Origin of the sequence: Paenibacillus sp. oral taxon 786 str. D14 (assembly GCF_000159955.1) — a bacterium.
Lineage (GTDB): Bacteria > Bacillota > Bacilli > Paenibacillales > Paenibacillaceae > Fontibacillus > Fontibacillus phoenicis.
Genome location: NZ_GG695976.1, coordinates 124004 through 147232 on the forward strand (window position 1 = coordinate 124004; position 23229 = coordinate 147232).

At 52.8% G+C, this 23229-nt stretch carries 22 protein-coding genes; 6 read left to right on the forward strand and 16 right to left on the reverse strand.

From position 1 onward, the window contains the following. Positions 1 to 248: 248 nt before the first annotated feature. Positions 249 to 2039: an adenine deaminase gene (gene ade, locus POTG_RS11410; RefSeq protein WP_009224982.1), complete on the forward strand. Its 1791-nt coding sequence runs from the start codon at positions 249 to 251 to the stop codon at positions 2037 to 2039. On the opposite strand, the gene POTG_RS11415 is transcribed toward ade, so the two are convergent. The 16 genes from POTG_RS11415 to POTG_RS11490 all read right to left on the reverse strand — a co-directional run bounded on the left by POTG_RS11415 (position 2036) and on the right by POTG_RS11490 (position 18567). After that, positions 2036 to 3133, reverse strand: a complete 1098-nt coding sequence (locus tag POTG_RS11415) for a LacI family DNA-binding transcriptional regulator (RefSeq protein ID WP_009224983.1) — start codon at positions 3131 to 3133, stop codon at positions 2036 to 2038. The two genes, ade and POTG_RS11415, sit on opposite strands and share 4 nt — an antisense overlap. Before the next feature lie 19 nt (positions 3134 to 3152). Further along, positions 3153 to 4565: a glucuronate isomerase gene (gene uxaC / locus POTG_RS11420; RefSeq protein ID WP_036645075.1), complete on the reverse strand. Its 1413-nt coding sequence runs from the start codon at positions 4563 to 4565 to the stop codon at positions 3153 to 3155. 179 nt (positions 4566 to 4744) lie between these two features. Continuing rightward, the gene (locus POTG_RS11425; protein ID WP_009224985.1) at positions 4745 to 5524 is read right to left on the reverse strand and encodes a DUF3298 and DUF4163 domain-containing protein; all 780 of its coding nucleotides are present in this window, start codon (positions 5522 to 5524) and stop codon (positions 4745 to 4747) included. A gap of 131 nt (positions 5525 to 5655) precedes the next feature. Continuing rightward, positions 5656 to 6702, reverse strand: a complete 1047-nt coding sequence (locus tag POTG_RS11430) for an ABC transporter substrate-binding protein (protein WP_036645077.1) — start codon at positions 6700 to 6702, stop codon at positions 5656 to 5658. 46 nt (positions 6703 to 6748) lie between these two features. After that, the gene (locus POTG_RS11435; protein WP_009224987.1) at positions 6749 to 7555 is read right to left on the reverse strand and encodes an ABC transporter permease; all 807 of its coding nucleotides are present in this window, start codon (positions 7553 to 7555) and stop codon (positions 6749 to 6751) included. Continuing rightward, complete coding sequence (locus POTG_RS11440) at positions 7552 to 8403, reverse strand: ABC transporter permease (RefSeq protein ID WP_009224988.1); 852 nt, start codon at positions 8401 to 8403, stop codon at positions 7552 to 7554. The genes POTG_RS11435 and POTG_RS11440 overlap by 4 nt, the downstream gene beginning before the upstream one ends. After that, the gene (locus POTG_RS11445) at positions 8400 to 9374 is read right to left on the reverse strand and encodes an ABC transporter ATP-binding protein (RefSeq protein ID WP_009224989.1); all 975 of its coding nucleotides are present in this window, start codon (positions 9372 to 9374) and stop codon (positions 8400 to 8402) included. The genes POTG_RS11440 and POTG_RS11445 overlap by 4 nt, the downstream gene beginning before the upstream one ends. Positions 9375 to 9555: 181 nt before the next feature. After that, on the reverse strand, positions 9556 to 10179 hold the full coding sequence (locus POTG_RS11450) for a hypothetical protein (protein WP_157273412.1): 624 nt from the start codon (positions 10177 to 10179) through the stop codon (positions 9556 to 9558). Positions 10180 to 10278: 99 nt separating this feature from the next. Then, positions 10279 to 11058 carry a hypothetical protein gene (locus tag POTG_RS11455; protein WP_009224991.1) on the reverse strand — a complete coding sequence of 260 codons (780 nt, stop codon included), beginning with the start codon at positions 11056 to 11058 and terminating at the stop codon, positions 10279 to 10281. A 418-nt stretch (positions 11059 to 11476) separates the two neighbouring features. Beyond that, positions 11477 to 12232: an SIMPL domain-containing protein gene (locus tag POTG_RS11460; protein WP_009224993.1), complete on the reverse strand. Its 756-nt coding sequence runs from the start codon at positions 12230 to 12232 to the stop codon at positions 11477 to 11479. 154 nt (positions 12233 to 12386) lie between these two features. Beyond that, positions 12387 to 12656: an HPr family phosphocarrier protein gene (locus POTG_RS11465; RefSeq protein ID WP_009224994.1), complete on the reverse strand. Its 270-nt coding sequence runs from the start codon at positions 12654 to 12656 to the stop codon at positions 12387 to 12389. 109 nt (positions 12657 to 12765) lie between these two features. Next, the gene (gene whiA / locus POTG_RS11470; protein ID WP_036645079.1) at positions 12766 to 13695 is read right to left on the reverse strand and encodes a DNA-binding protein WhiA; all 930 of its coding nucleotides are present in this window, start codon (positions 13693 to 13695) and stop codon (positions 12766 to 12768) included. A gap of 5 nt (positions 13696 to 13700) precedes the next feature. Beyond that, positions 13701 to 14645: a gluconeogenesis factor YvcK family protein gene (locus tag POTG_RS11475; RefSeq protein WP_009224996.1), complete on the reverse strand. Its 945-nt coding sequence runs from the start codon at positions 14643 to 14645 to the stop codon at positions 13701 to 13703. Positions 14646 to 14769: 124 nt separating this feature from the next. After that, a complete protein-coding gene (gene rapZ, locus POTG_RS11480; RefSeq protein WP_009224997.1) occupies positions 14770 to 15660 on the reverse strand; it encodes an RNase adapter RapZ in 891 nt (296 codons plus the stop codon). A gap of 311 nt (positions 15661 to 15971) precedes the next feature. After that, positions 15972 to 16922 (reverse strand): ROK family glucokinase, encoded by a 951-nt coding sequence (locus POTG_RS11485; protein WP_009224998.1) that lies wholly within the window; start codon positions 16920 to 16922, stop codon positions 15972 to 15974. Between the two features lie 373 nt (positions 16923 to 17295). Then, positions 17296 to 18567, reverse strand: a complete 1272-nt coding sequence (locus tag POTG_RS11490; RefSeq protein ID WP_009224999.1) for a DUF438 domain-containing protein — start codon at positions 18565 to 18567, stop codon at positions 17296 to 17298. Between the two features lie 198 nt (positions 18568 to 18765). On the opposite strand from POTG_RS11490, the gene POTG_RS11495 reads away from it, so the two are divergent. The 5 genes from POTG_RS11495 to POTG_RS11515 all read left to right on the forward strand — a co-directional run bounded on the left by POTG_RS11495 (position 18766) and on the right by POTG_RS11515 (position 23175). Next, complete coding sequence (locus POTG_RS11495) at positions 18766 to 19422, forward strand: response regulator transcription factor (protein ID WP_009225000.1); 657 nt, start codon at positions 18766 to 18768, stop codon at positions 19420 to 19422. 14 nt (positions 19423 to 19436) lie between these two features. Then, positions 19437 to 20681, forward strand: a complete 1245-nt coding sequence (locus POTG_RS11500) for a HAMP domain-containing sensor histidine kinase (protein ID WP_009225001.1) — start codon at positions 19437 to 19439, stop codon at positions 20679 to 20681. A gap of 124 nt (positions 20682 to 20805) precedes the next feature. After that, entirely contained in the window at positions 20806 to 21720 is a 915-nt protein-coding gene (locus POTG_RS11505; protein ID WP_009225002.1) for an ABC transporter ATP-binding protein, read from the forward strand. Beyond that, complete coding sequence (locus tag POTG_RS11510) at positions 21717 to 22433, forward strand: ABC transporter permease (RefSeq protein ID WP_009225003.1); 717 nt, start codon at positions 21717 to 21719, stop codon at positions 22431 to 22433. The genes POTG_RS11505 and POTG_RS11510 overlap by 4 nt, the downstream gene beginning before the upstream one ends. Position 22434: 1 nt before the next feature. Continuing rightward, positions 22435 to 23175, forward strand: a complete 741-nt coding sequence (locus POTG_RS11515) for an ABC transporter permease (protein WP_009225004.1) — start codon at positions 22435 to 22437, stop codon at positions 23173 to 23175. Positions 23176 to 23229 lie beyond the last annotated feature (54 nt).

A 23229-nucleotide genomic window follows, 5' to 3' on the forward strand; every position in this document is an offset into this window, starting at 1 on the left:
CGAGATAGCCCTTCTGCTCTAACGCTGATGAGAAGCGCTATGTTGGCAAAATTGGCGTGCCCGCGGCTCTAACGACGCTGAGAAGCACTATTTCGACGCAAGTGCTTATTTTCAGGCGGATATTTGGTAAATAAGCATTCTGGCAAGCGTTATACTTTCAACATCGTGATTTTGGCGGGTATAAGGTCGGTGGTAAGCGTTAGAAGGATGACTTTTTGAACGACTTTTTTAAAGGAGCGAACCGGGAGATGGAACAAAGAAAAAAATTGTATGAAGTAAGCCGTACGTTGGCGGATGTCGCCATGGGCAAAGCCAAAGCCGATTTGGTGGTTAAGGGCGGCACCTTAGTCAACGTCTATACCGGAGAGCTGCTGCCGAATACGGACGTCGCGGTTGCCGAAGGGCGGATCGCCTTCGTGGGGGACGCCGCGCACACGATCGGCGAGAACACCGTTGTGATCGATGCGGCAGGCCGCCACATCGTTCCCGGGCTCCTGGACGGGCATATGCACGTGGAGAGCACCATGCTGTCGGTGGCTGAGTTCGCCAAGGCTGCGCTTCCCAAAGGAACGACCGGTATTTTTATGGACCCGCATGAAATCGCCAACGTGTTTGGAGCGGAGGGCGTGCGCTGGATGCATGAGGAGGGCCAAGGCTTGCCGCTTAAGGTGTATACTACATTCCCTTCCTGTGTACCGGCCACCGATCATTTGGAGGATGCCGGAGCGTCGCTGGATACCCGCGATATCGCCGACGGGATGACCTGGGACGGCGTCGAGGGGCTGGGCGAGGTCATGAACTTCCCCGGCGTCGTATACGGAGACCCGAAAATGCTCGGCGAAATCCAAGCCACAATGGAAGCAGGCAAAACCGTCACCGGACATTTTCCGAGTGACGACGAGCGCATGCTTCAGGCCTACCTGGCCTCGGGTGTGACTTCCTGTCATGAGACCGTAACCCGGGAGCAAGGGCTCGCCAAGCTGCGCCTCGGGATGCACCTGATGATCCGCGAGGGCTCAGCATGGCATGACGTCAAGGAAGTGATCAAGGTGGTCACCGAAGATAAGGTGAATACCTCAAACATTATGCTCGTCACCGACGATGTGTATCCGCAAACCTTGATTGAGCAAGGCCACATGAACCATGTCGTGCGCCGGGCGATTGAAGAGGGCGTCGATCCGGTTACCGCGATCCAGATGGGAACCATCAATACGGCGCGGTACTTCAAGGTCGACGGCGACGTGGGCGGCATTGCGCCGGGCAAATGCGCGGACCTGCTGCTGATCGGCGACCTGCGGCGGATGGAGCCGTCGACCGTGATCGCCGACGGCAAGGTCGCCTACGACGCCGGGCAGCTCCGCGTCCCGTTCCCGGCGTACCCGTACCCGGCGCAGGCGCGCGCTTCGGTGAAATTGGCGCGTCCGCTGACCGCCGACGATTTCCTCTACCGCAGCGCCAGCGGCAAGACGGAAACGACGATCCACGTCGTCGACGTGATCGAGAACAGCGCCCGCACGGCGAAGGGAACGGCAACCGTTCCGGTTGACGGAAAGGGAGTCGTGCGTCCGGCCGTCGAGCAGGACATCGCCACACTGGCCTGCATCGACCGCCACCGCGGTTCCGGCGAGCTGTCCCTCGCCTTCGCGCGCGGCTTTGGACTCAAGCAGGGGGCTGTAGCCTCTACCGTTGCGCATGACAGTCACAATCTCATCGTCATGGGTACGAATCCCGAGGACATGGCGTTTGCTGCGAATGAGCTGGCGAAGCTGGGCGGCGGCATGATCGCCGTACTGAACGGCCAAGTGCTCGCCGCCGTGCCGATGGCCATCGCCGGCCTGATGTCCGATCAGCCGCTGGAGACGGTGGTCGCCCAGGTGAAAGAGCTCGAAGCCGCCTGGAAGCAGCTCGGCTGCCAACTGAACGCGCCGTTCATGACGTTTTCGCTGATTGCCTTGCCGGTCATTCCGGAGCTGCGTATCACCAACCGCGGTCTAGCGGACGTGAACGAGTTCAAGCTCGTGCCCGTGGAAGTCGGTTAAGCCGCATGCATGTAAATAACCCGCCGAGAAAGTGAACCCTTTCTGGCGGGTTTTGTTTTACTCCATACCGGAGTCGCTCGCACCGACAAATGAGGGTGCAGCTCTTCCACCGACTCACGCCGAACCAGCTTCGTATCCAGCAGAACTAGCTCCCCGCCGGCCGGCGGCCCCTCGATCAGCTCGAGGATTTTGCGCGTGCCCATCCGGCTGAGCTGCTCAATCGGCCGCTTCACCGTCGTCAGCGGCGGATTCGTGTAATGTGAGAAGCCGATGTCGTCAAAGCCAACGACCGAGACATCCGCTGGAATCCGCATTCCCGTCTCTGTCGCTGCCTTCATCGCACCGATGGCCATGTCGTCGTTGCAGCAAAACACCGCAGTTGGCCGCTCCGGCAACGCCAGCAACTTGTGCATCGCCAGATAACCGCTCTCCACGTCGTAGCGGCCCTCGACAAGCCATTCCTCCCGTACGGCCAAGCCCGCATCCTTCATCGCCCGCAAATACCCTTCCTTGCGCTCCTGCGTCGACTTATAGCCGGCGATTCCCTCTACCAGGCCAATGCGCGTATGCCCGCAGCCCGCCAAGTATCGCGTTAACTCGTAAGCCCCTGCCCGGTCATTGGACACGAAATTGACGATGGTCGGATCGTCTGCATTCCGATTCAGCACGACCAGAGGAATTCCTTGCTCCCGCACATGACGAATAAATGTGTCGTCACGCTCACTTTGGCTCATGAGCAGGATGCCGTCGAACCGCCGCCGATGGATTGAGCTAAAGTCCTCAAAATCGTCGATCCCCCGCAGAAACAAGTTGTACTGGACGCCAACCTCCTGACTCACACCGCGGATCGCCTCGGCCAAGAAGCTGGAGGAAGTCCCTTGAACCATACTCGTAAAAAACAATCCAATCGTATGCGAACGCTGCAGCACTAAACTTTTGGCATTATAATTCGGCATGTAGTTCAGCTGCTCAGCAATCTCCATAATCTTGCGTTTGGTCTCCTCTTTAATCAGCGGGCTGTTGTTCAACGCCCGGGAAACCGTCATATGCGAGACATTCGCCAGCTTGGCGATGTCTTTGATCGTAGCGGACATACAACAGCGTCAATCCTTTCTATGCTTCGGGAAAAGCAAAATACCGCTTAGCATTGCCGTAGCAAATATCCGTGACGATCCGGCCCAGCAGAGCATAGTCCTCCGGCGCCTCGCCGCGCTCCACCCAATCGCCAAGCACGTCGCATAAGAGGCGGCGGAAGTATTCATGCCGCGTATAGGACAGGAAGCTGCGGGAGTCCGTCAGCATCCCGATGAACTGCGACAACACGCCAAAGTTGGCCAGCGTGTGCATCTGCTGAATCATACCGTCCTTGTTGTCGTTGAACCACCAAGCGGTGCCAAATTGGATTTTACCAGGAACGCCCCCGCCTTGGAAGCTGCCCATAATGCTGGCTAACGCCCAGTAATCATTGGGGTTCAGCGAATACAGGATCGTCTTCGGCAGCCCGCCCTCCTGCTCGATGGCGTCCAGCAATTGGGCCAGCGCTTCAGCCAAAGGACCGTCGTTAATCGCATCATAGCCCGTATCCGGACCCAGCCGCCGGAGCATCGCCGTGTTCGTGTTCCGCAACGCATGGATATGCAGCTGCATCGCCCAGCCCCGAGCGGCGTACTCCTTGCCGAGGAACACCATCGTATACGATTTGTATTTCCGTTCCTCCTCCGGCGTCACCGAACCCTGACTCAGCGCCTTAGCAAAGATCGCTTCCACTTCCTCCAGCGTCGCTTCCTCGTATTCCAGCGTATCCAGCGCGTGGTCTGATACGCGCCCGCCGGCCTCATGGAAGAAGTCGATCCGTTCCCGTAACACATCCAACAGCGTTCCATATCCCTGAATCGACTTACCCGCCGCCGCCTCCAGCTTCGCCAGCCAAGGTTTAAAGGTATCGCGATTAATTTCCAGGAACTTGTCTGGTCGGAAGCTCGGCAGCACCAACGTATCGAAGCCTTCCAGCTCCTTGATCTTCAAATGGTACTCCAGCGAATCCGCCGGGTCATCGGTTGTGCAGACCACTGTCACCTTCGATTTCGTAATCAAGTCCCGCGCGCCAAAGCCTTCACTTTGCAGCTGGGCATTCGCTTGTTCCCAGATGACCGGCGCAGTCTCCTCATTCAGCAGCTTGTCAATCCCAAAAAACCGCTGCAGCTCCAAGTGCGTCCAATGGTACAGCGGATTCCCCAGCAGCTGCGGCACTACCTTCGCCCAGGCGAGAAACTTGTCGTAATCGTCCGCCCCACCGGTGATCAGTTCCTCGTCGATGCCGCAGGCCCGCATCACCCGCCATTTGTAATGGTCGCCGCCCAGCCAAGCCTCGGTTAAGTTGCGGAACGTCTTATTTTCGTAGATCTCCTGCGGGCTTAAATGGCAGTGATAATCGATGATCGGCAGTTCCTTCGCGTATTGATGATACAACTTCTCCGCCGTCTCGCTGTTCAGCAGAAAGTTTTCCCCTAAAAATTTCTTCGCCATTTCCCATTCTCCCTTCATTTAGTTCAACTCATTGTTAACGTTAACATTAGTATGCTGCTTAATATTGTAAACGTTTTATCGGAAAACGCAAGAGAGAATATGGGCCCTTGACCGATTAAAAAAGCCCCCTCAGCCACGAATGCAGCCGAGAGGGCGTTTAACATTGATTCGATAAAGCTTCAGCGTGTTTTGAAATCAAACGGATTCGTTCCCGGCGGCAGCAGCTGGCTAAACGGGAAATAAAATTCCGGGAAACCAAACACATAAGGCAAGTATTCGTACAGTTGGAAAAAGATCGTCACGCCCTCATCCTTCACATAATATGACGGATTCGAGCCGATCGTTTTGAAGTTACCGAAGTAACCTTCCGTTTCCTGCAGCTTCTTGGCGATTTCCGGATCGACGATGCTGCGGTAATTCGGGTTTGCCCGGAGCAGCTCGTCCAGCGTCAGCAGCTTTCCGTTATCCAGCCAAAATGTTAAGCCGTCGCGTACGGTAATCCCATGCGCACCGCCGGTGTAGGAGTACCAGTCCTGATAGAGGCTGAGCCCCCCGTCGCGGTTGTACGTCACTTTGTAAGTACCGACATACTCATAGGGGTTCCCACTTTGTGTCGACGGTTGTCCCGCCTTCGCTTCCTTCAACGCATTGGCCACAAATTTCTCGGCTTTTACCTTAAACAGCTTATTGATCTTCTTCTGCACCGACTTGTGCTTTAATCCGCTCAGCTGTGGATAGTCGACTTTAATCGACGCTTCCGGAATCTTCTTCTCAATCGTATGGTTCGTGATTTTGACGCCTTGCCGCTCCTGCACAAGCGCCGAGCCTGCCTCATTCGCCTTCCCGCTGATCTCGACTGGAGACTGCGGCGCAGCTTCGGCCGGAACAACGGCTAAGCCGGATATCATCAAGCCTGCGGTCATCAGCAAAGTGATCATTTCTACCGTGTTACGCTTCACTTGTTATCGCCACCCTCTATCGGTTAATACCTAAATTATGACCCGGGTGGCAAAAATTCATGTACGCAAAAACGCCAGCACGCCTTCCCTCAAGGAAAGCGCCTGACGCTATTGTAAAATGTAAGCCGATATTACTCACGGCCGCTCTTCAATTCAGTCCAGTACCGGTCGTACAGCTGCAGCTTATCGCCTACGTCACTCAGCCATTCGGTACGGGACAACTCATCCTCTGACAGGTTAATCATCTTGTCGTTCCGGTATTCTTCGCTGTGGAACTCCGCTGCTTTCACATTCGGATCGCTGTATCCGATCGCTTCGTAGTTCTTCGCGCTAATTTCCGGATCGAGCATGAAGTTGATAAACTTCTCGGCCAGCTCTTTATGCTTCGAATCCTTCGGAATCGCATAGTTATCCGACCAGATCGTGCCGCCTTCCTTAGGTACTACATAAGCGACATCCGGATTGTCTTGGGCAATGTAGGAAGCGTCACCCGACCATACGGTGGCGATCCAGCCTTCTTCTTGAATCATTTTTTGCTTGATGTTGTCGGTATCGAAAGCCAGCACACTTGGCAGCAGCTTCTTCAAATCCTCCACAGCCGTCGTGATTTCACCTTCGTCGGTGGAGCTGTTGGAATAGCCGTTCTTTTTCAAGGCCATACCAATTACTTCGCGGTTATCGTCCAGCAAAATGACCTTGCCCTTGTATTCCGGATTCCACAGGTCCTCCCAGCTGTCGATCTCGTCTTTCACGTATTTCTTGTTATACGCAATCCCCGTAACCCCCGAAGTGTATACGATCGAGTATTTGTTCCCCGGATCGTAGGAAGGGTTTTTATACGCGTCAGACACGTTCGCAAAGTTCGGAATGTTGTTCATATCCAGCGGTGCCAGCAGATCCTGCTTGATCATCGTAGCCACCATGTAATCGGACGGTTGAATCAAATCGTAACCGCCGCCGCCCGCCTTAATTTTAGCCAGCAGATCCTCATTGTTGGCAAACACGTCATAATTGATTTTTACGTCAAACTCTTTCTCGAACTGCTCCAGCACTTCCTCGTCAAAGTTATCCGCCCAGCTGTAAATGTTGAGCGTCTCTTTCGACGATCCGCAACCCGACAATAGTCCGGCAACCAACATCCCTGCCAGTACGAGACCGGCCCATCTCTTTTTGTTCAATTCCCAATCTCCCTTCGGTTTCGTCTTATGGAATATCAAAATTCGCCTAAAACGGCAGCAATGATTGTTTCTTCTGGCCCTTGCCGCGATTCAGCACAAATTGCGCCAGGAAGATCAAAGCGACCGTCACCAGGATCAAAATCGTACACAGCGCGTTAATTTCCGGGGAAATACCCCGTTTGACCTGCCCATAGATATAAATCGGCAATGTGGTCGAATTTGGCCCGCTAACAAAGAAGCTGACCATGAAATCGTCCAGCGACAGCGTAAACGCGATCAAGGCCCCGGAGATAATGCCCGGAGCAATCTGCGGCAACGTCACGTATCGGAAGGTTTGCCACGAGCTCGCCCCCAAATCCTGCGCTGCCTCCTCCAGTTGTCCCCCCATGCCGGAAAGACGCGTAGTCACGACAACGTAGACGTAGGACAAACTAAAGGTGATATGGGCAATAATAATCGTTATTTTACCCAGCGGCATATGGAGCTGATTAAACAGTACCAGCAACGACAAGCCCATGATGATATCGGGAATGATGATCGGCAAATACAACAAGCCGCCCATGCCCGGCTTCAAGCGGCGTCCGATCTTCCGCATCGCCAGCGCCGCCAGCGTGCCAAGCACCGTCGAGATTACCGTTGAGACGATCGCCACGGTTAAGCTGTTGGCCAAGGCCTCCATGACATGGCGGTTATCAAACAGCGAGATGTACCAGTCGAACGTAAAGCCGCTCCAATCGGCCGCTAGCCTGGAACTGTTAAACGAATACGCAACGATAAACAGGATCGGCACATAGATGAAAATCATCATGATCAGCGAATGAACGCCGAGCAGCGGATGGCTTTTGGTTTTCATGAACGCACCTCCCGCACCCTTTGATACCGGGACGTCATCGCCCGATTAAACAGCGCAATCAGAATCAGCGAGGTGATCACGAAGATCACGGACAACGCCGAGCCAAACGGCCAGTTGCGGGCCCCAAGGAACTGACTCTGAATGATGTTGCTGATCATTGCCGATTTCGCCCCGCCGAGAATGTCCGTCACGACAAACATGCCGGTTGTCGAAACGTACACCAGCACGGAGCCGGTCATGATCCCCGACTTCGTTTGCGGCAGCGTAATGTGCCAGAACGCTTTCCAGCTCGACGCACCCAAATCGCTGGCCGCCTCCAGCAGTCGCTTGTCCATCTGCTCCAACGCCACAAATATCGGCAACACCATAAACGGAATAAACGTATACACCATGCCGAGCAACACAGCGCCCTTCGTATACAGCATCTGCAGCGGTTCGGAGATCAGTCCGATGCTGAGCAAGAACTCATTGACGATCCCTTGCGTCCGCAGCAGCAGCACCCAGGCATAAGTGCGGATCAGAAAGTTGATCCAAAACGGCACGGTAATAAGCACCAGGCCCCAGGTTTGCATTCTCGGACCGGCGTTCGCAATATAATAGGCCAACGGGTAACTGAGCAATAGACATAATGCGGTCGTCATCACGGATAACACAATCGTATCCCAATAAATGCCCAAATATAACGGGTCAAAAAATAACGCATAGGCATCCAAATTAAAGTCCAGCACCACATTGCCAAGCTCGTCACGACCCATAAAAGAGATGCCTATGACGATCAGCATCGGCACAACCAGGAACAGGCATAACCACAGGAACACCGGCAGCATGCTTAAGCCAGATTTTTTCATGATCCGATGACCACCTCATCCTCCGGCTTCCAATCCACCCCAACCGTCTCCCCGATTTGCCACGTACGCTCATCGTTGACATCCAGCACGATGGATACGGTCATCGGTTCGTTATCCAGCTGCACGATCAGCTTATGCACGCCGCCGAGGTACAGCACGTCCATCAGCTCGCCGCTGCGCTTCGTTTCGACGCCTTCGCCGCTCCGCACGGCCTTGAGCTTCTCCGGACGCACGGCGAACAGCTGCCCGTCCCGGGAGAAAATATTGTTCTCGCCAACGAAGGTGGCCGAAAACAACGTAGCCGGCTGTGCGTAAATTTCCCGCGGTGTGCCGATCTGCTCCACTCGGCCGCTGTTCATCACGACGATGCGGTCAGACATCATCATCGCTTCTTCCTGGTCATGCGTCACGTAGACGAACGTGATGCCCAGACTGCGCTGCAGCTGCTTGAGCTCGGCCTGCAGGCTTTTGCGCAGCTGCAGGTCCAGCGCGCCCAGCGGCTCATCGAGCAGCAGCACCCGCGGCTTGTTGGCGATCGCCCGCGCGATGGCCACCCGTTGCTGCTGCCCGCCGGACAGCTGGTGCGGATACCGCTTCGTGAGCGCGGTCAGCTGCGTCATCTCAACCGCCTCCCGCACACGTTCCTGCTGCTGCTTGATCGGCATCTTTTTCATCTTCAGTCCAAAGGCGACATTCTCTTCCACCGTCATATGAGGAAATAAAGCATAATGTTGAAAGACAAGGTTCAAATCCCGGCGATTCGGCGGCAAATTCGTCAGGTCCTTTCCGTCCAGCAGGATTTTCCCGGAGGTCGGTTGCTCGAACCCGGCGATCATGCGCAAAATCGTCGTCTTGCCGCAGCCGCTTGGGCCCAGCAAGGTGAGGAATTCCCCTTCCTTAATCGTGAGCGATAGCGGATGCAAGGCGACCTGTCCCGCAAAGTGCTTCTCCACCGCGGCCAGTTCTATCATCTTTGCATCAACTCCTTCAATGTAGGCTTGTCTTCCTAAGAAAAAAAAGCCATATCCATTGGTATGGCTTTATCGGGTACTTCGATTCATTTTTTCGCATATTCACTATACCTTGTTTTGGCGCGGGTTACAATAGTTTTGCTATAATTCCCTTGGGTTTTCAAGGAACCTCTGAGTAACTTTACTCACTGTCTCCGAGCCTCATCATTTGATCTATAACTTCAGAAATCCCCCTATTAACAGAAATCATGGTGTCTCTATATTGGGGTTGCGTAATGAATTCCCTGGGATAGCTTGTAATATTATACAAGGTTAAATCCTCCGTGGATGAAGATGCTAATAAAGGTCTTATTTTCATCAGTGAGCCTTTTACTTCCGCCCAATTTTCAGGGAATTCTGAATTATTTTGTTGACTAAATAAATATTTATTTAGAACATAGACCATCCTTTGCAAGTTCTTATTCGTTTCAACAATGTTAGTAAGTTCATAATTGTATTCTTTCCCATCCATTTTTTCCAATAATAAATCCAGTTTTGTATAATAATCAGAGCTAATTCCCATTAAAAAACCCTCTGAGAATAAGTACGCTTCCTTTGGTGTTCGATCATCATCTTCTAATTCAATTAAAAATCTATAGGTACTTAGAACGCGATCAGAATAAGTAGTAAATATATCATAAATATTTTGAGTTTCAGATTTCTTTTCTACCTTGGTTTGATCGAATATGATGTATTGGATTAAATTCGATAACAATACAACTATAGCTGTGATTAAAATCCACTTGAAATTAACATCTTTTTTCACTATTGGGAACACTTCCCTTTATTAGGAATAATAATCCAAAAAAATAAAGTAAACGGGAACAAAATCACTTCCCATTTACTTTATTATACATAAAATGTACTATTTTGAAAGTGTAACAGAGGCAGTTGCGGCCTTTGTCCAATTTTTTTCGACATCTGTTGTTGTTACTGTGTAGTTCACACCTATCTCAAGAGGACTACCCCATGTCCAGCTTGCTGTACCTGAATATTGTTCTGATTTTTGAGTTGTATCATAAGTATGAGTATACTTGGCAGCTGTTGTAGTTTGTCCTGTTGTTTTTGCAGATAATTTTGCATATGCACTTACTGTCCATGCATCTCCACCGCCCTCAAGGTTATCATAGATGTTGAAAAGTATTGTTCCTGAGTTTCTATTATCGGCATCGGCTAACCACATATTCGCAGAATTACTTGTCCCACTCGACACGTAATCAAACTTTTTAGAATCCCAGTTAATAGAAACAACGTCGTATGAAGCTGGATACAATTCATAGGTAGCATCTGCAGGAAGTGATGCTTTTTTCTCAACCTGTACCCAAGCGTAGTACCTGTCACTATCCTTCGTAATATAGTTTGTAAGTACTCTTAATTGGGGACTGAGTGCCATTGGAGTCATGCTATTAGATTCATTTCCTTTAGCATCAAAAATAACAGTATCACTTGCTAGTACTTCAATACCCTTTGATTCCAGAAATTGTATGACATCTTGTTTTGTAGCACCGTTAGTTTTCATTCGGTCAACTTGCTGTACTATTTTGCCGAAATCTTCTTCACTGCGCCCTATATCTGCACTTGCAACTCCTGAAAAACTACTGAGAATAAAAGATAAAACCAATAAAAATAAACTTAATCTTTTCATTTTTCTTTCCTCCTTAATTTTGGTATTTTATACCTGTTTCTATCTTATTTTCCCATGTTAAATTTGTAAATATTTACTTATGTAAATTCCTTTTTCTATCTTAATTTATGGCACACTTCTATATGGCGCCTGCCCCGTTGTCATTCAATGCCGATACCTACTAATGCAGCAAAGGACAATTTTCGATATAAACTCCACCGCCACTCTTAGGTTGAATATAAATAGCGTCGACTGTAGACAGGGTTTCAAGAATCTTCAATTGATCTGGGCTAACTATCAAATTAAATGTGTTATATCCCACTTTCTCAACAGTCATTTTATCTCCAAAGGCTTTAAAGTTAGTAAAATACAAAAATGAGCTATCACACAAACCTATGCGGTAGCTCATTAAGTAACTGATATAGATTCCCTATATGCCCTATTTCAGCTCATACATCACTGTTAACGTGGTTTGCAGGTCGATTTCGCCTGGTTCCACCGGTGTACTCACCGCAGAATCCGCTGCCGCCATTTCCATCATTTTCACGTTCTGCGTGAAGATCGGCGTGCTTGTGCTGCCTTGGCTGATGCTAAGCACAATACCCAGCTGGCGGTTGGCGGCTTTCGCGATCGAGGCGGCTTTCTTGTTCGCATCATTCATCGCTTTTTGAATCACTTGGTCTTGGTACTGATCCGGATTTTCTGTGCTGAAGCGAATATTATTGATCCGGTTGGCTCCAGCCGCAGATGCCGCATCCAGCAATTGTCCTACCTTCGACAAATCCCGGTAAGTGACCTCCAGCGAATGCGAAGCGCTGTATCCCTTGATCTGTTGGCCTTCCTTGTCGCTGTACGTATAGTTCGGCTGTACGTAGAATTGACCGGTTTGAATGTCCTTGTCGGCAATCTTCCACGTCTCCTTCAGCAGCTTCGTCAGCGCAGCCACTTTAGTCGCATTAGCGCTTTGAGCCTCTTTCGCTGTCTTGGCCTCCGTCACTACCCCAATGGACAGATACGCTACGTCCGGCTTCACGGAGAGCTCACCGCTGCCCACCACCGTCACCACATTCTTTTGCATTTCGCCATCCGCATAAACCGGCACCGGCGCGTTAAGGGCACCGCTTACAAACATACCTCCGGTAATCAATGTTCCCGCAACCAGCAAGGAAGCTGCAGGCTTCAACCATGTTTTCATGTTCATGACCTCCGTTCATTTTTTGGGATAAGTATTGGTAATTTTACCTTCTAAACGTAAACCGTGGACAAATGTTGCAGTAAAAAGCAAAAAAGGATGATCCCGTGATCCTTTCACGGAAACATCCCCTTGTTTCGTAAGGCGAAACCAGCGTTTACTGGTTCTCCAGCTCCTCTTTGCTGACTAAATTGATTAAAGCGTTTGCAGCCTGCTCAGCGTCCGCACCTTCCGCACTAATGTAAATCTCGGTACCGGTACTGATTGCAAGGCTCATAATCCCCATGATGCTCTTGGCATTCACTTTTTTATCGTCTTTTTCAACGAAAATCTCTGAAGAATATTTATTCGCTTCCTGAACGAAAAGCGCAGCCGGCCGAGCATGCAGCCCCGTTTTCAAACGAACGGTAACCGGGTGTTTGACCATGAAAACTTACCCCCTATACGAATTCAATCCATTTCGTCACATTCGTTGACATTATAATTTCTATCATTATAGCATACGGAGTACAAAACACACTAGCAGCAAAACCAGTTTAGCCCCCGCGAATTTTTTCGGCAAGCTCATCGATCTTGCGCAACCGGTGATTTACCCCCGATTTGCTGACCGTTCCTTTCAGCAGTTCGCCCACTTCCTTCAGATTCATATCCGGGTGAGCCAAGCGAACCTCAGCGACCTCCCGCAGCTTCTCCGGCAAGTTCTCCAGACCGACTTCCTTCTGGAGCAGCTTGATGTTGTCGATCTGCCGGACAGCGGCACCAATCGTTTTGTTCAAGTTCGCCGTCTCGCAGTTCACGATGCGATTCACGGAATTACGCATGTCGCGCATAATCCGCACGTCCTCGAATTTGAACAACGCCTGATGCGCGCCGATGATGCTGAGGAGCTCGATGATTTTTTCGCCTTCTTTGATGTACAAAATAAAACCTTTCTTCCGCTCGATGCAACGTGCGTTCAGATGAAACTCGTTCGCCAGATCGACCAGCGCCTTGCAATGCTCTTCGTACATCGAGGCGATCTCCAAATGGTAAGACGAACCCTCCGGATTGTTGACCGACCCGCCGGCCATAAACGCCCCGCGCAGATAAGCCCGCTTACAACAGTTTTTCCGAGTGAGCTCCGGATTAATCCCGGGATTAAAAATAAATCCCTCGGAGACGATTTTCAGCTCCTTCAGAATCTCCTCAACCCGGGCCGGAATGCGAACGATGTAGACGTTGTTTTTCTTGAGGCGCATCTTTTTGCGGACCAGCAGCTCCGTGTGAATGTGGAAATGCTTCTTCAACAGGGAGTAGATCCGCCTTGCGATCGCGGCGTTTTCGGTGGAGATATCCAAAACGATCTTTTTGTTCGAAACCTGTACCGATCCGTTCATCCGGATCAAAGCGGATAGTTCGGCCTGCTCGCAGCAGTCCGAGGCTTCGACCATCGTCAGCTCTTTTTTGGTTTGCGCCGCAAAGGACAAGAGACTCACCTCTTTCGTAAAATCCAGTTTTCAACCAGCTGGTAAATATGATGGCTTAATTTATCGGCGTCATGCCGCAAATACCTGCGGAACAACACCAGCGTATCGGCAATGACCTTATAGCCTTGACCCGTCACGTTATCCCAGTCCACTTGGACCGGCTTGGCGCCTTTCTCGGCGTAAAAATCCTGAACCTGCGGCGGAATTTCGCCGTCGTTCACGATGACGTAGTCAAACAGATGCTTGCCGACGTGATTATACACGGCCTGTAAGTGGTCACTGACCGTATAATCGTCCGTCTCGCCCGGCTGGGTCATGACATTGCATATGAATATTTTGATCGCGGAGGTATTTTCCAATACAGCCTCTGCCAGCTTCGGTACAAGCAAATTCGGAATAATGCTGGTGTACAAGCTGCCCGGTCCGATCAGAATGGCGTCCGCCTCGCGAATCGCCTCTACGGCTTCCGGCAAAGGCTCCACCTCCTCCGGTTCAAGGAAAATGCGCTTGATCTTACCTCGAACCTCCGGAATCTTCGATTCCCCGGTCACGATCGTACCGTCTTCCATCTCCGCATGCAGCACGACGGCCTGACCCGCAGCCGGCAACACGCGCCCGCGTACGGCAAAGACGCGGCTCAGCTCGCGCACCGCGGTCACGAAATCGCCGGAAATATCGGTAATCGCCGCCAAGATCAGATTGCCCAAGCTATGCCCAGCCAATCCCGAACCCGATGCAAACCGGTAGTTCAGCATATCCGACAGCAGCGGTTCGACGTCGGCCAGCGCGGTAAGTACGTTGCGTATATCCCCGGGTGGCGGCATTTGTAATTCATTGCGCAAGATCCCGGAGCTGCCCCCATCGTCGGCTACAGTTACGATAGCCGTGATATCGAGCGGTCTCTCTTTCAACCCGCGGAGCATGACAGACAAGCCGGTACCGCCGCCCATCACGACGATCCGCGGAACTCTTATATCCTTAGCCCGATGTATCACTTGGTTCACCTCTTAATGAGGGTTCAAAAAGGGAACAGGTTATCCTTTTGAATGTCCTCTATACTTGCAGGGGGCTTGGTTAGCGGTCCCGGCCTTCGTCGCGATGACTTACGCGGACCGTTTCCGTTTCGCTGACGCCAAGCATCTTACCCAGGTATTCCGCAATCGCGACCGAACGGTGTTTGCCGCCGGTGCAGCCGATGCCGATGATGACCTGGCTCTTCCCCTCTTTATGGTATTGCGGCAGCAGGAAATGCAGCATATCCAGCAATTTGGCCAGGAATGTCTGCGTCTCCGGCCACTTCATAACATATTCATATACCTCGCTGTTTTGTCCCGTGAGCGGCCGCAGCTGCTCGATGTAATGGGGATTCGGCAGGAAGCGCACGTCGAACACCAGGTCGGCATCGATCGGAATCCCGTATTTGAATCCAAACGATGTAATGTTCACCGATAAGTTGCTGCTCTCCAAATGCGAGAATCGGGAAATGATCTTCTCCTTGAGCTGTGCCGGCTTCATATTGCTGGTATCGATGACTTGAGTTGCCGACATCCGCAAATCATCCAGCATTTTGCGTTCCAGCCGGATGCCGTCCAGCGGCATCCCGTCCGGGGCCATCGGATGGCGGCGGCGGCTTTCCTTATACCGCTGCACAAGGACCGAATCGGTGGCATCGAGGAACAGGATTTCACACTTGATGGTGAAATGCTCCTTAATAAAGCTAAGCGACTCCGAAAGCGCCGTGAAGAACTCCCGGCCGCGCAGGTCGATGACCAGCGCAACCTTGGCGATTTTCCCTTTGGATTGTTCAATCAATTCTGCGAATTTGGGAATCAGCACCGGAGGCAAATTATCTACGCAAAAAAATCCGAGATCCTCCAAACTGCGCACGGCCAGCGACTTCCCTGCCCCCGACATGCCCGTGATAATGATCAGATTGGCGACCGAACTTGTTTCCTTCTCCGGCATGATTATTCCCTCCTCGCGTAATTCTCCTTGTCCATTCTAAAAGGATGATGTAACGGACTGTAATGACCTTATTTGCTTATTTCCCGACCATTTCCCACTGTAACGGACCCCAGAGACCTTATCTGGCTCTGATGACGACCCTTGAGCTGCAATTGACCGAAATAAGATCTCCTAGGTCCGTTAGAAACTGTAATCTTTCCAAGACTGCCAAATAACGCTTCTAGAGTCCGTTAGATGCGACACCAGCAGCGACACCAGCGGTACCAACGGCCCCCAGCTAGCTGCAAGCAGTTCCGCTTAGCACCTTTTCGTTAGGAACGGAGGAAGAGGCCAGCGGCACCGACCATTCCCGCGTCATTGCCCAAGGTTGCAGGAACGATTTGCATGCCGCGTTGCACCGGCTCCGGCGTCAATTTGGCGAATACGCTGCGAACTTCGTTAAACAGAATGTCACCGGCTTTGGACACGCCCCCGCCGATAATAAACAGCTCTGGATTAAGAACGACAGCGACAGCCGCCATCGATTTGCCCAGATAGAAGGCCGCCCGGTTCACGATGCGAATTGCCGCCTCGTCACCCGCTTTAGCTGCATCAAAGACGTCCTTCGCCATAATGTTCTCCACATGAGCCAGCGAAGTCCGGTCACCGCGCGCTACGGCATCTTTCGCCATGCGAATAATCCCCGTAGCCGAGGATACGGTTTCCAAGCAGCCCATTTGGCCGCAGCCGCAGCCGATCGCTTCCAGATCCGGAACTACAGACATATGTCCAAGCTCTCCGGCCATTCCGGAGAAGCCTTGATAAATCTTCCCGTTAATGATGATCCCGCCGCCAACGCCGGTTCCCAGCGTGTAGCATACGCAATTGTCGATGCCTTTGCCTGCACCGCCCCAAGCTTCACCAAGTGCGGCCACATTGGCATCATTGTCTATTTTGATTGGCTTGCCAAGTCGCTCCTCCAAAATGGCGCGAATCGGGAAATCCTTCAAACCTACATTCGGCGCCAAAATGATGATCCCTTCGCGGACATTCGTAAACCCGGCGACCCCGGCGCCTACCCCAGCCACCTGTTCCCAGGCGAACGGCGATTCTTCCACGACACGCCGGACGTACTTCTCGATATTCGCCACGACCGTATCCGCGCCCTTATCGACTTCGGTCGGTCCTTCGTACGTATGAAGAAGCTGCCCTTCTTCATTGCAAATGCCGACTTTGACTGCCGTACCTCCCAGGTCAACGCCAATGTAGATTTTTTCAGACATTTTCACAAGCCACCTTTTTCATAAATATATAGATCATTTACATACCTATACGTGCAAAAAGGCCATTCTCGATCCATCGCCGCTTTAGTCCGCGCCATGACTGAAAACGCCTTCGCAAGTAGTTTTCTCCTACGTACCAACTATAAGCGAACCCATCGGTTCGGTCAAGAGAAGGGAAGAAACGGCAATCCCAATACCGATAAGGGATTTTGCGTAAATGACACAGATCACAGACAAGCGTATACGAACTTAATTTCCCTTGTTCCCCTTTCCTTCTCTCCCCGCTACTGCAACTAAAAAAACCGGCATTCGCTAGTGCAAACGCCGGATGTAAGCCCAATGAGGCAAGATAAACATGATAAAGCCATCCCTGCTAGGACAAAATACGTTTTTGTCCTTGCAGTTCGCGGATAGGGGCGATGTTCTGCGTGAACTCCAGCGTCCCCAGATAACGTCCATCCTCGCTGCGTACAGCGAAATAGCGGATGTACACAAATTTGTCCTTCACCGGAATCCAGAAGTCCTCGACATCCTTCCGCCCCGCCTTAAAATCCTCCAACAGCTGGTTGACGACATGAACGCTTTGCGGCGGGTGGCAATTTTGTACGGTCCGGCCGATGACGGCCTTCGTCCGGGCAAAGATCCGTTCCTTGCCGTGGGAGAAATATCGGACGACATCGTTCTCGTCGATAAACGTCAGGTCCACCGGAAGATGGTTCATCACCGCCTCCAGCTGCTCCATCGAGAGAACGCCGGTCTCGAATTTGATGTAGCCTTGCGGAACCCCCGCTTCCGTGCCTGCCTGTGCGGTCCCTTTCACTTCTTCGCCCGAGGGCTGCAGCGGCACGCGCTCCGGAATCCATTCACGCTCCGGTGCGGTCAAGCAGAAGCCGATCTGGTCGCTTTCCCGGGCAATGCTCACCCATTCGTCTTCCGTTAACTTTTCAAGGGCCATCGGGAGCAAAATATTTTCTTCCTTAAAAATCATCTCGTTGACTTCCTTAATAATCCGTTCCAGATCCATCACCATCGTCTCCGGATCCGCGCTGCCGTCCGCCAGCTTGCCCTTCGTTTCCTTGATCATCATGCGGATGCCGTCGTCCACGCCCCACATCACCTTGGTTGGGCCGTAGATGCCGTACTTCTCCAGATACGGGAACAGCAGGTTTTCCTTGCGGCTGTAGTGCTTGTCGAGGTCCATCAGCAGGTTTAAATCCTCCAGCAGCTTGAATACGATCTCGCTGCCGGGATCCTTCCGGTACTTGTCCAGGTGAAGCTGCAGCTTGAAGTTCACCAGCCGTTCGATCTCGCGATTTTCCAGCTTGAAGGTATGAACCGGGTGACCCGGCTGCTCCTCCGGCTTGGACGAACGGTGAATGTCCTCGATCGAGCCCTTGAAAATCGCCGTATGCACCGAGCACAGCCGCTGAACCTCCTCGACCGCAATGCCCTCCTCTTCCATCAACGCATGCTCCATCGCGGAAATTTCCGCGACCGTCACGTCACCGACAGCCTCTTCGAACCGTGCCTTTACTTCATCCACGCTCTTCCCCTGATGCAGCTCCTTGATAATCTCCTTTAACAGCTGCTGGCGGCGGCTTTGTTCCGGTGCGCCATACTCCCGATTATTGATCAGTTCGCTCATCGCCCAACCCCTCCTTATTGAATTTCAGCCGAATTTCTGTTTCGATATGTCCCGATGACTTCATTGATAACCATTCTCAATAACAAGGTAGCACAGGGAAAATGTCTGACTTGTGATTTCAATCACAAATAATTCATCGATCCTTCCGTTTCTTTTTGCTCCGTCTTTTGCCAAAATAGAATCAGGAGGAATGCCATTATGCCTATTACGCATTTGCTATATATTGAAGACGATCCCGAAATCGGTGAATGGGTCAGCTCCAACCTGGAAGCGCGCGGATACGCGGTCACTTGGCTGAAGCACGGGGATCAGGCCGTGGAGAAAGCCGCCGATTGCCATCTCGTGATCCTTGACGTGATGCTTCCAGGGCTGGACGGCTTCACGATTGGGGGGCGGTTAAAGCAGAAGTATCCGGAGCTGCCGGTATTGATGCTGTCGGCCCGAACTTCGATTGACGACAAGCTGCAGGGACTGAAGTTCGCCGACGACTATTTAACGAAGCCGTTCCATCCGGACGAGCTGGCCGCCCGGATTGAGGTGCTGCTCCGCCGCAGCGGGGGGATCGCCGACCCAGCGCCGCTGCGTATTAAACATTTACTTGTGTATGAGAAAGAAAACCGGATCATCAATCAGGATACCAACGAGGTAATCGTGCTGACCGGCAAGCAGTTTCATATTTTCTCCTATCTGCTGCGCCATCTTAGTCAAATCCTGACTAAGGAGCAGATCTACGAAGCCGTATGGAACGAGCCCTACCTCGACGGGGACAAAACCTTGATGGTCCATATCCGCCACCTGCGTGAGAAGCTGGAACGGGATCCCGCAAATCCTGAAGTGATCGAGACCATCTCCTAAACCCTGGCCATTATGTGCACGAGAGCCGTCCTTACGGTACCGGACAGGAGATTGAGACCGCTTGGCATCAAGCTGCTGCTGAGTTGAAGGGAGCTCAAGCCGATGCCATCGATGCGAAGCTCAGAGAGATGAAGCTGCTGTATCCTGATGCCGCGCTGTATTGGGTTGACACGGCTGGCCAAACCCGCCTGCAGCTGCCGGAGCAAGAGTCGGTGCCCCAGCAGTGGTCCTTGGAGGATACTATCGCCTTCATGAAGCAACGTGTGGACGCCGACCCTTTTACGGTTGTCGCTTTTATTGGCGGGGACGAACAAGCCAAGCAAGGCTTCATGGTGTTGGAGCTTCCGCGTAAATTTATGGTGATTCAAAAAGGGGAACAGCTTAGTGACATTCGTTTTTACGGGGTGTTTCTAGCGATTCTGCTGGGGGCCTTCGTCCTGCTCTCCTATCTGTTCTTTAGCGATATCCGCAAGCGGCTGCTGCGCCTGGAAGCCGGCATGACCCGCCCGGGTCCCGACGGGCTGCCGTCTCCCATCGAAGAAGGACGCCCGGACGAAATTGGCCGATTGGAGCTTGCTTTTAACCATATGGTGTTCGCACTGAAGGACAGCCGCCAGCGGGAGCGCGAGGAAGAGGAGCTGCGCAAGAGCCTGATCAGCCACCTATCCCATGACCTGCGGACGCCGTTAACCGTGCTGGGCAGCCATCTGTATTCGCTCCGTCAGGAACCCCTATCCGAACAGGGACGACAGTCCCTGGCTTTGATGGAGACGAAAATCAGCGATTTATCCGGACTGATGGATCATCTATTATCGTATAACCTGCTCTCCAGCGGACGGTATGCCATGTCTTTGGAGCGGCTGGATATCCTGCGGATCGTGCGGGAAAGCGCGGCCGCCTGGTACCCCGTCTGGGAGAAGAACGGGATTACGGCCGATATTGAGCTGCCGGAGCAGCCGATCTACTGGAACGTTGACGCCCAAGGGTTCCGCCGCGTACTCGATAACTTGTTCCAGAACCTGGTCCGCCATGCTGGATCGGGCCGTTATGCCGGGATTGCGGTAGAGCAATACGAAGGCACCACGGCTCTCACGATCAGCGACCACGGCCCTGGAATGGAGTCGGTTTCCGCTAGCGGAGGCGCGGGGCTTGGCCTGCAAATCGTCGACCTGCTGCTGCGGGAAATGGGTCTCGCACGGGCCACCGTATCGAGCGAAGCTGGAACGAAAGTTTATATTTATCCAATGGCGCTATTGTAATTGAGATGAGGCGAGGGACTGTTTACAGTCCCTTTTTTCATGCCCCAAAATTAAACGAATCTTAAACTTCTCCTGTCTTTGCCTTTAACCTCCGGGCGATATGATCATGACGAGGTGATAATTCGTGAGTGAAATGATCATTCAAACGGAAGGTTTAACGAAAACATACCGCGGCCGCTACGCAGTGGACCACTTAAACCTGGAGATCGCGAAGGGGGACATCTACGGGTTCCTCGGACCTAATGGTGCAGGGAAGACGACGACGATCCGCATGCTGCTGGGCTTAATCCAGCCGACTTCGGGTACGATTCGCATCTTCGGCCGCGAGCTGCACCGCGATAAGCTGGCAATCCTGCGCCGCATCGGCTCGCTGGTCGAATCCCCGTCTTATTACGGACATTTGAGCGCCATCGACAACTTAGAGGCCATCCGCCGCATCTTGCAGGTGCCGAAATCGCGCATCGACGAGGTGCTGGACATCGTCTCGCTGACCAGCGACGCACGCCGGCCGGTGAAGGGCTTCTCCCTCGGGATGAAGCAGCGTCTGGGCATCGCCGCGTCGTTGCTCGGCAACCCCGAACTGCTCATCCTGGACGAACCAACCAACGGGCTGGACCCGTCCGGGATCCACGAGATCCGCGAATTAATTAAGAGCATGCCGAAGCGTTACGGCATCACCGTGCTCGTATCCAGCCACCTGCTCGGGGAGATGGAGTTGATGGCCAGCAAAGTGGGCATTATCCGCGAAGGCCGGATGGTGTTCCAGGATACGATCGACAATCTGCGGCTCCGCGCAGCTCACGATATGGAGCTCGTTGTTTCGGAGCCGGATGAAGCGCTTTGGATTGCCCGTGATCTGGGCGCCATCGGCAAGCTGCAAAGCGGAGTTCTCTCGTTCCCAGGGATGGCTGACGCCCAGGTCGCCCGCCTGGTCAAACAGCTGGTGGAAAACGGACATGCCATTTATCGCGTCGAGCAGAAGAAGAAATCGCTGGAGGACATCTTTATGCAGGTAATCGGGGAGGGGGCCGCGGTATGATGTTACGCTCCCTCTCGGCCGACTTCCTGAAGATCCGGCGCAAAGGCATCTGGTTCCTGATCTTTCTTGCTCCGCTCGGGTTGGTCGCCATGCAGGCGCTCAATTACGGGCTGCGCTTCGACTGGATGATCAAGCAATATGCCGATAACCCGTGGGGAGGCCTGCTGCAGAACATTTCCTTCTTCGTGCCGATGGCCATATATCTGGGATGCACCCTAGTAAGCTCGCTAGTGGCGAACGTCGAGCATCAGCTTAGTTCCTGGAAACAACTGCTGGCGCTGCCGATCTCACGGACCGCCGTGTATTGTGCTAAATTTCTGTTGTGCTTCCTGCTGCTGTCCGTTTCCTGCGTGCTGCTATCGGTCGCGACCGTAATTCTTGGTATAGCTCTCGGTTTTGAGGCCGGGTCCATCCCTTACGTGGATTTGGCGCGCCTTGGATTTTATCCGTTTTTTGCCGCGTTGCCGCTGCTGGCCCTCCAGCTCTGGCTTTCGCTCACCTATCGGAACCAGTCGTTGCCGGTATCCCTTGGCGTCACGATTTCGATCCTTTCGCCGTTTACATTGAACCTGTCCGAGTGGTTTCCGCTGAACTGGCCGGTGTTCGGGTTCGAAGGCCCGCACCGCGAATGGTTTGTCGCAGCCGGGCTTGCCTGCGGCGCAGGAATCCTGCTGACCGGACTTGTTCATTTCAACCGAAAGGACGTGGATTAATATGAAGACGTTCCTGAACGTCTTGGCCGCAGAACGGCTAAAAATGGCGCGCTCGCGCCTCTGGCTCATCCTGCTGGTCAGCCCGGCCCTGTCTGCCTTGATCGGCGCCTTGGTCAATCTGCCGAAAGGAGCCAATGCGGAAGTCTGGCCGCTCCTGATCAGCACCATGTCGATGCTGCACGCGCTATTGTTTCTGCCGATCATGTCCGGCTTATTTCCGTCGTTCCTCTGCCGTTACGAGCACACCGGCGGCGGTTGGAAGCAGCTGTTGGTGCTTCCCGTCTCACGGAGCGCCGTTTATCTGGCCAAGTTCACTGTCGTTGCCGTCTTGTTGGCGGCATCCCAGCTGCTCTTTCTAGCCGCGCTGCTGATTGTAGACCAAGTCCAAGGGATCGCTGGCCCCTTGCCATGGGGGATGATCGCAACGAGCCTCATCGGAGGCTGGATTGCCTGTATGCCGCTGGTTGCCTTACAGCTGGGCGTCTCCCTGGTGTGGTCCAGTTTTGCAGCTCCGCTTGCGGTGAACGTATCGCTGACGATTCCGAACCTGCTGATCATCAATTCGGCCAAGATCGGCCCTTTCTATCCTTGGGCACAGCCGCTGCTGGCCATGATGCCGCGCGGACAAGCGAACTACGGTGCCTTTAATCTGCCGTACGAGAGCCTGTTCATCACGGTCCTCGGCAGCTTCCTGTTGTTCCTGATCGCCGGCATGCTGTACTTCCGCCGCAAAGCGGTCTAATACAATCGCCCCGCAGCCGTTCTGCCCCTGTAAATGACGAAAGGCCTGTAGATG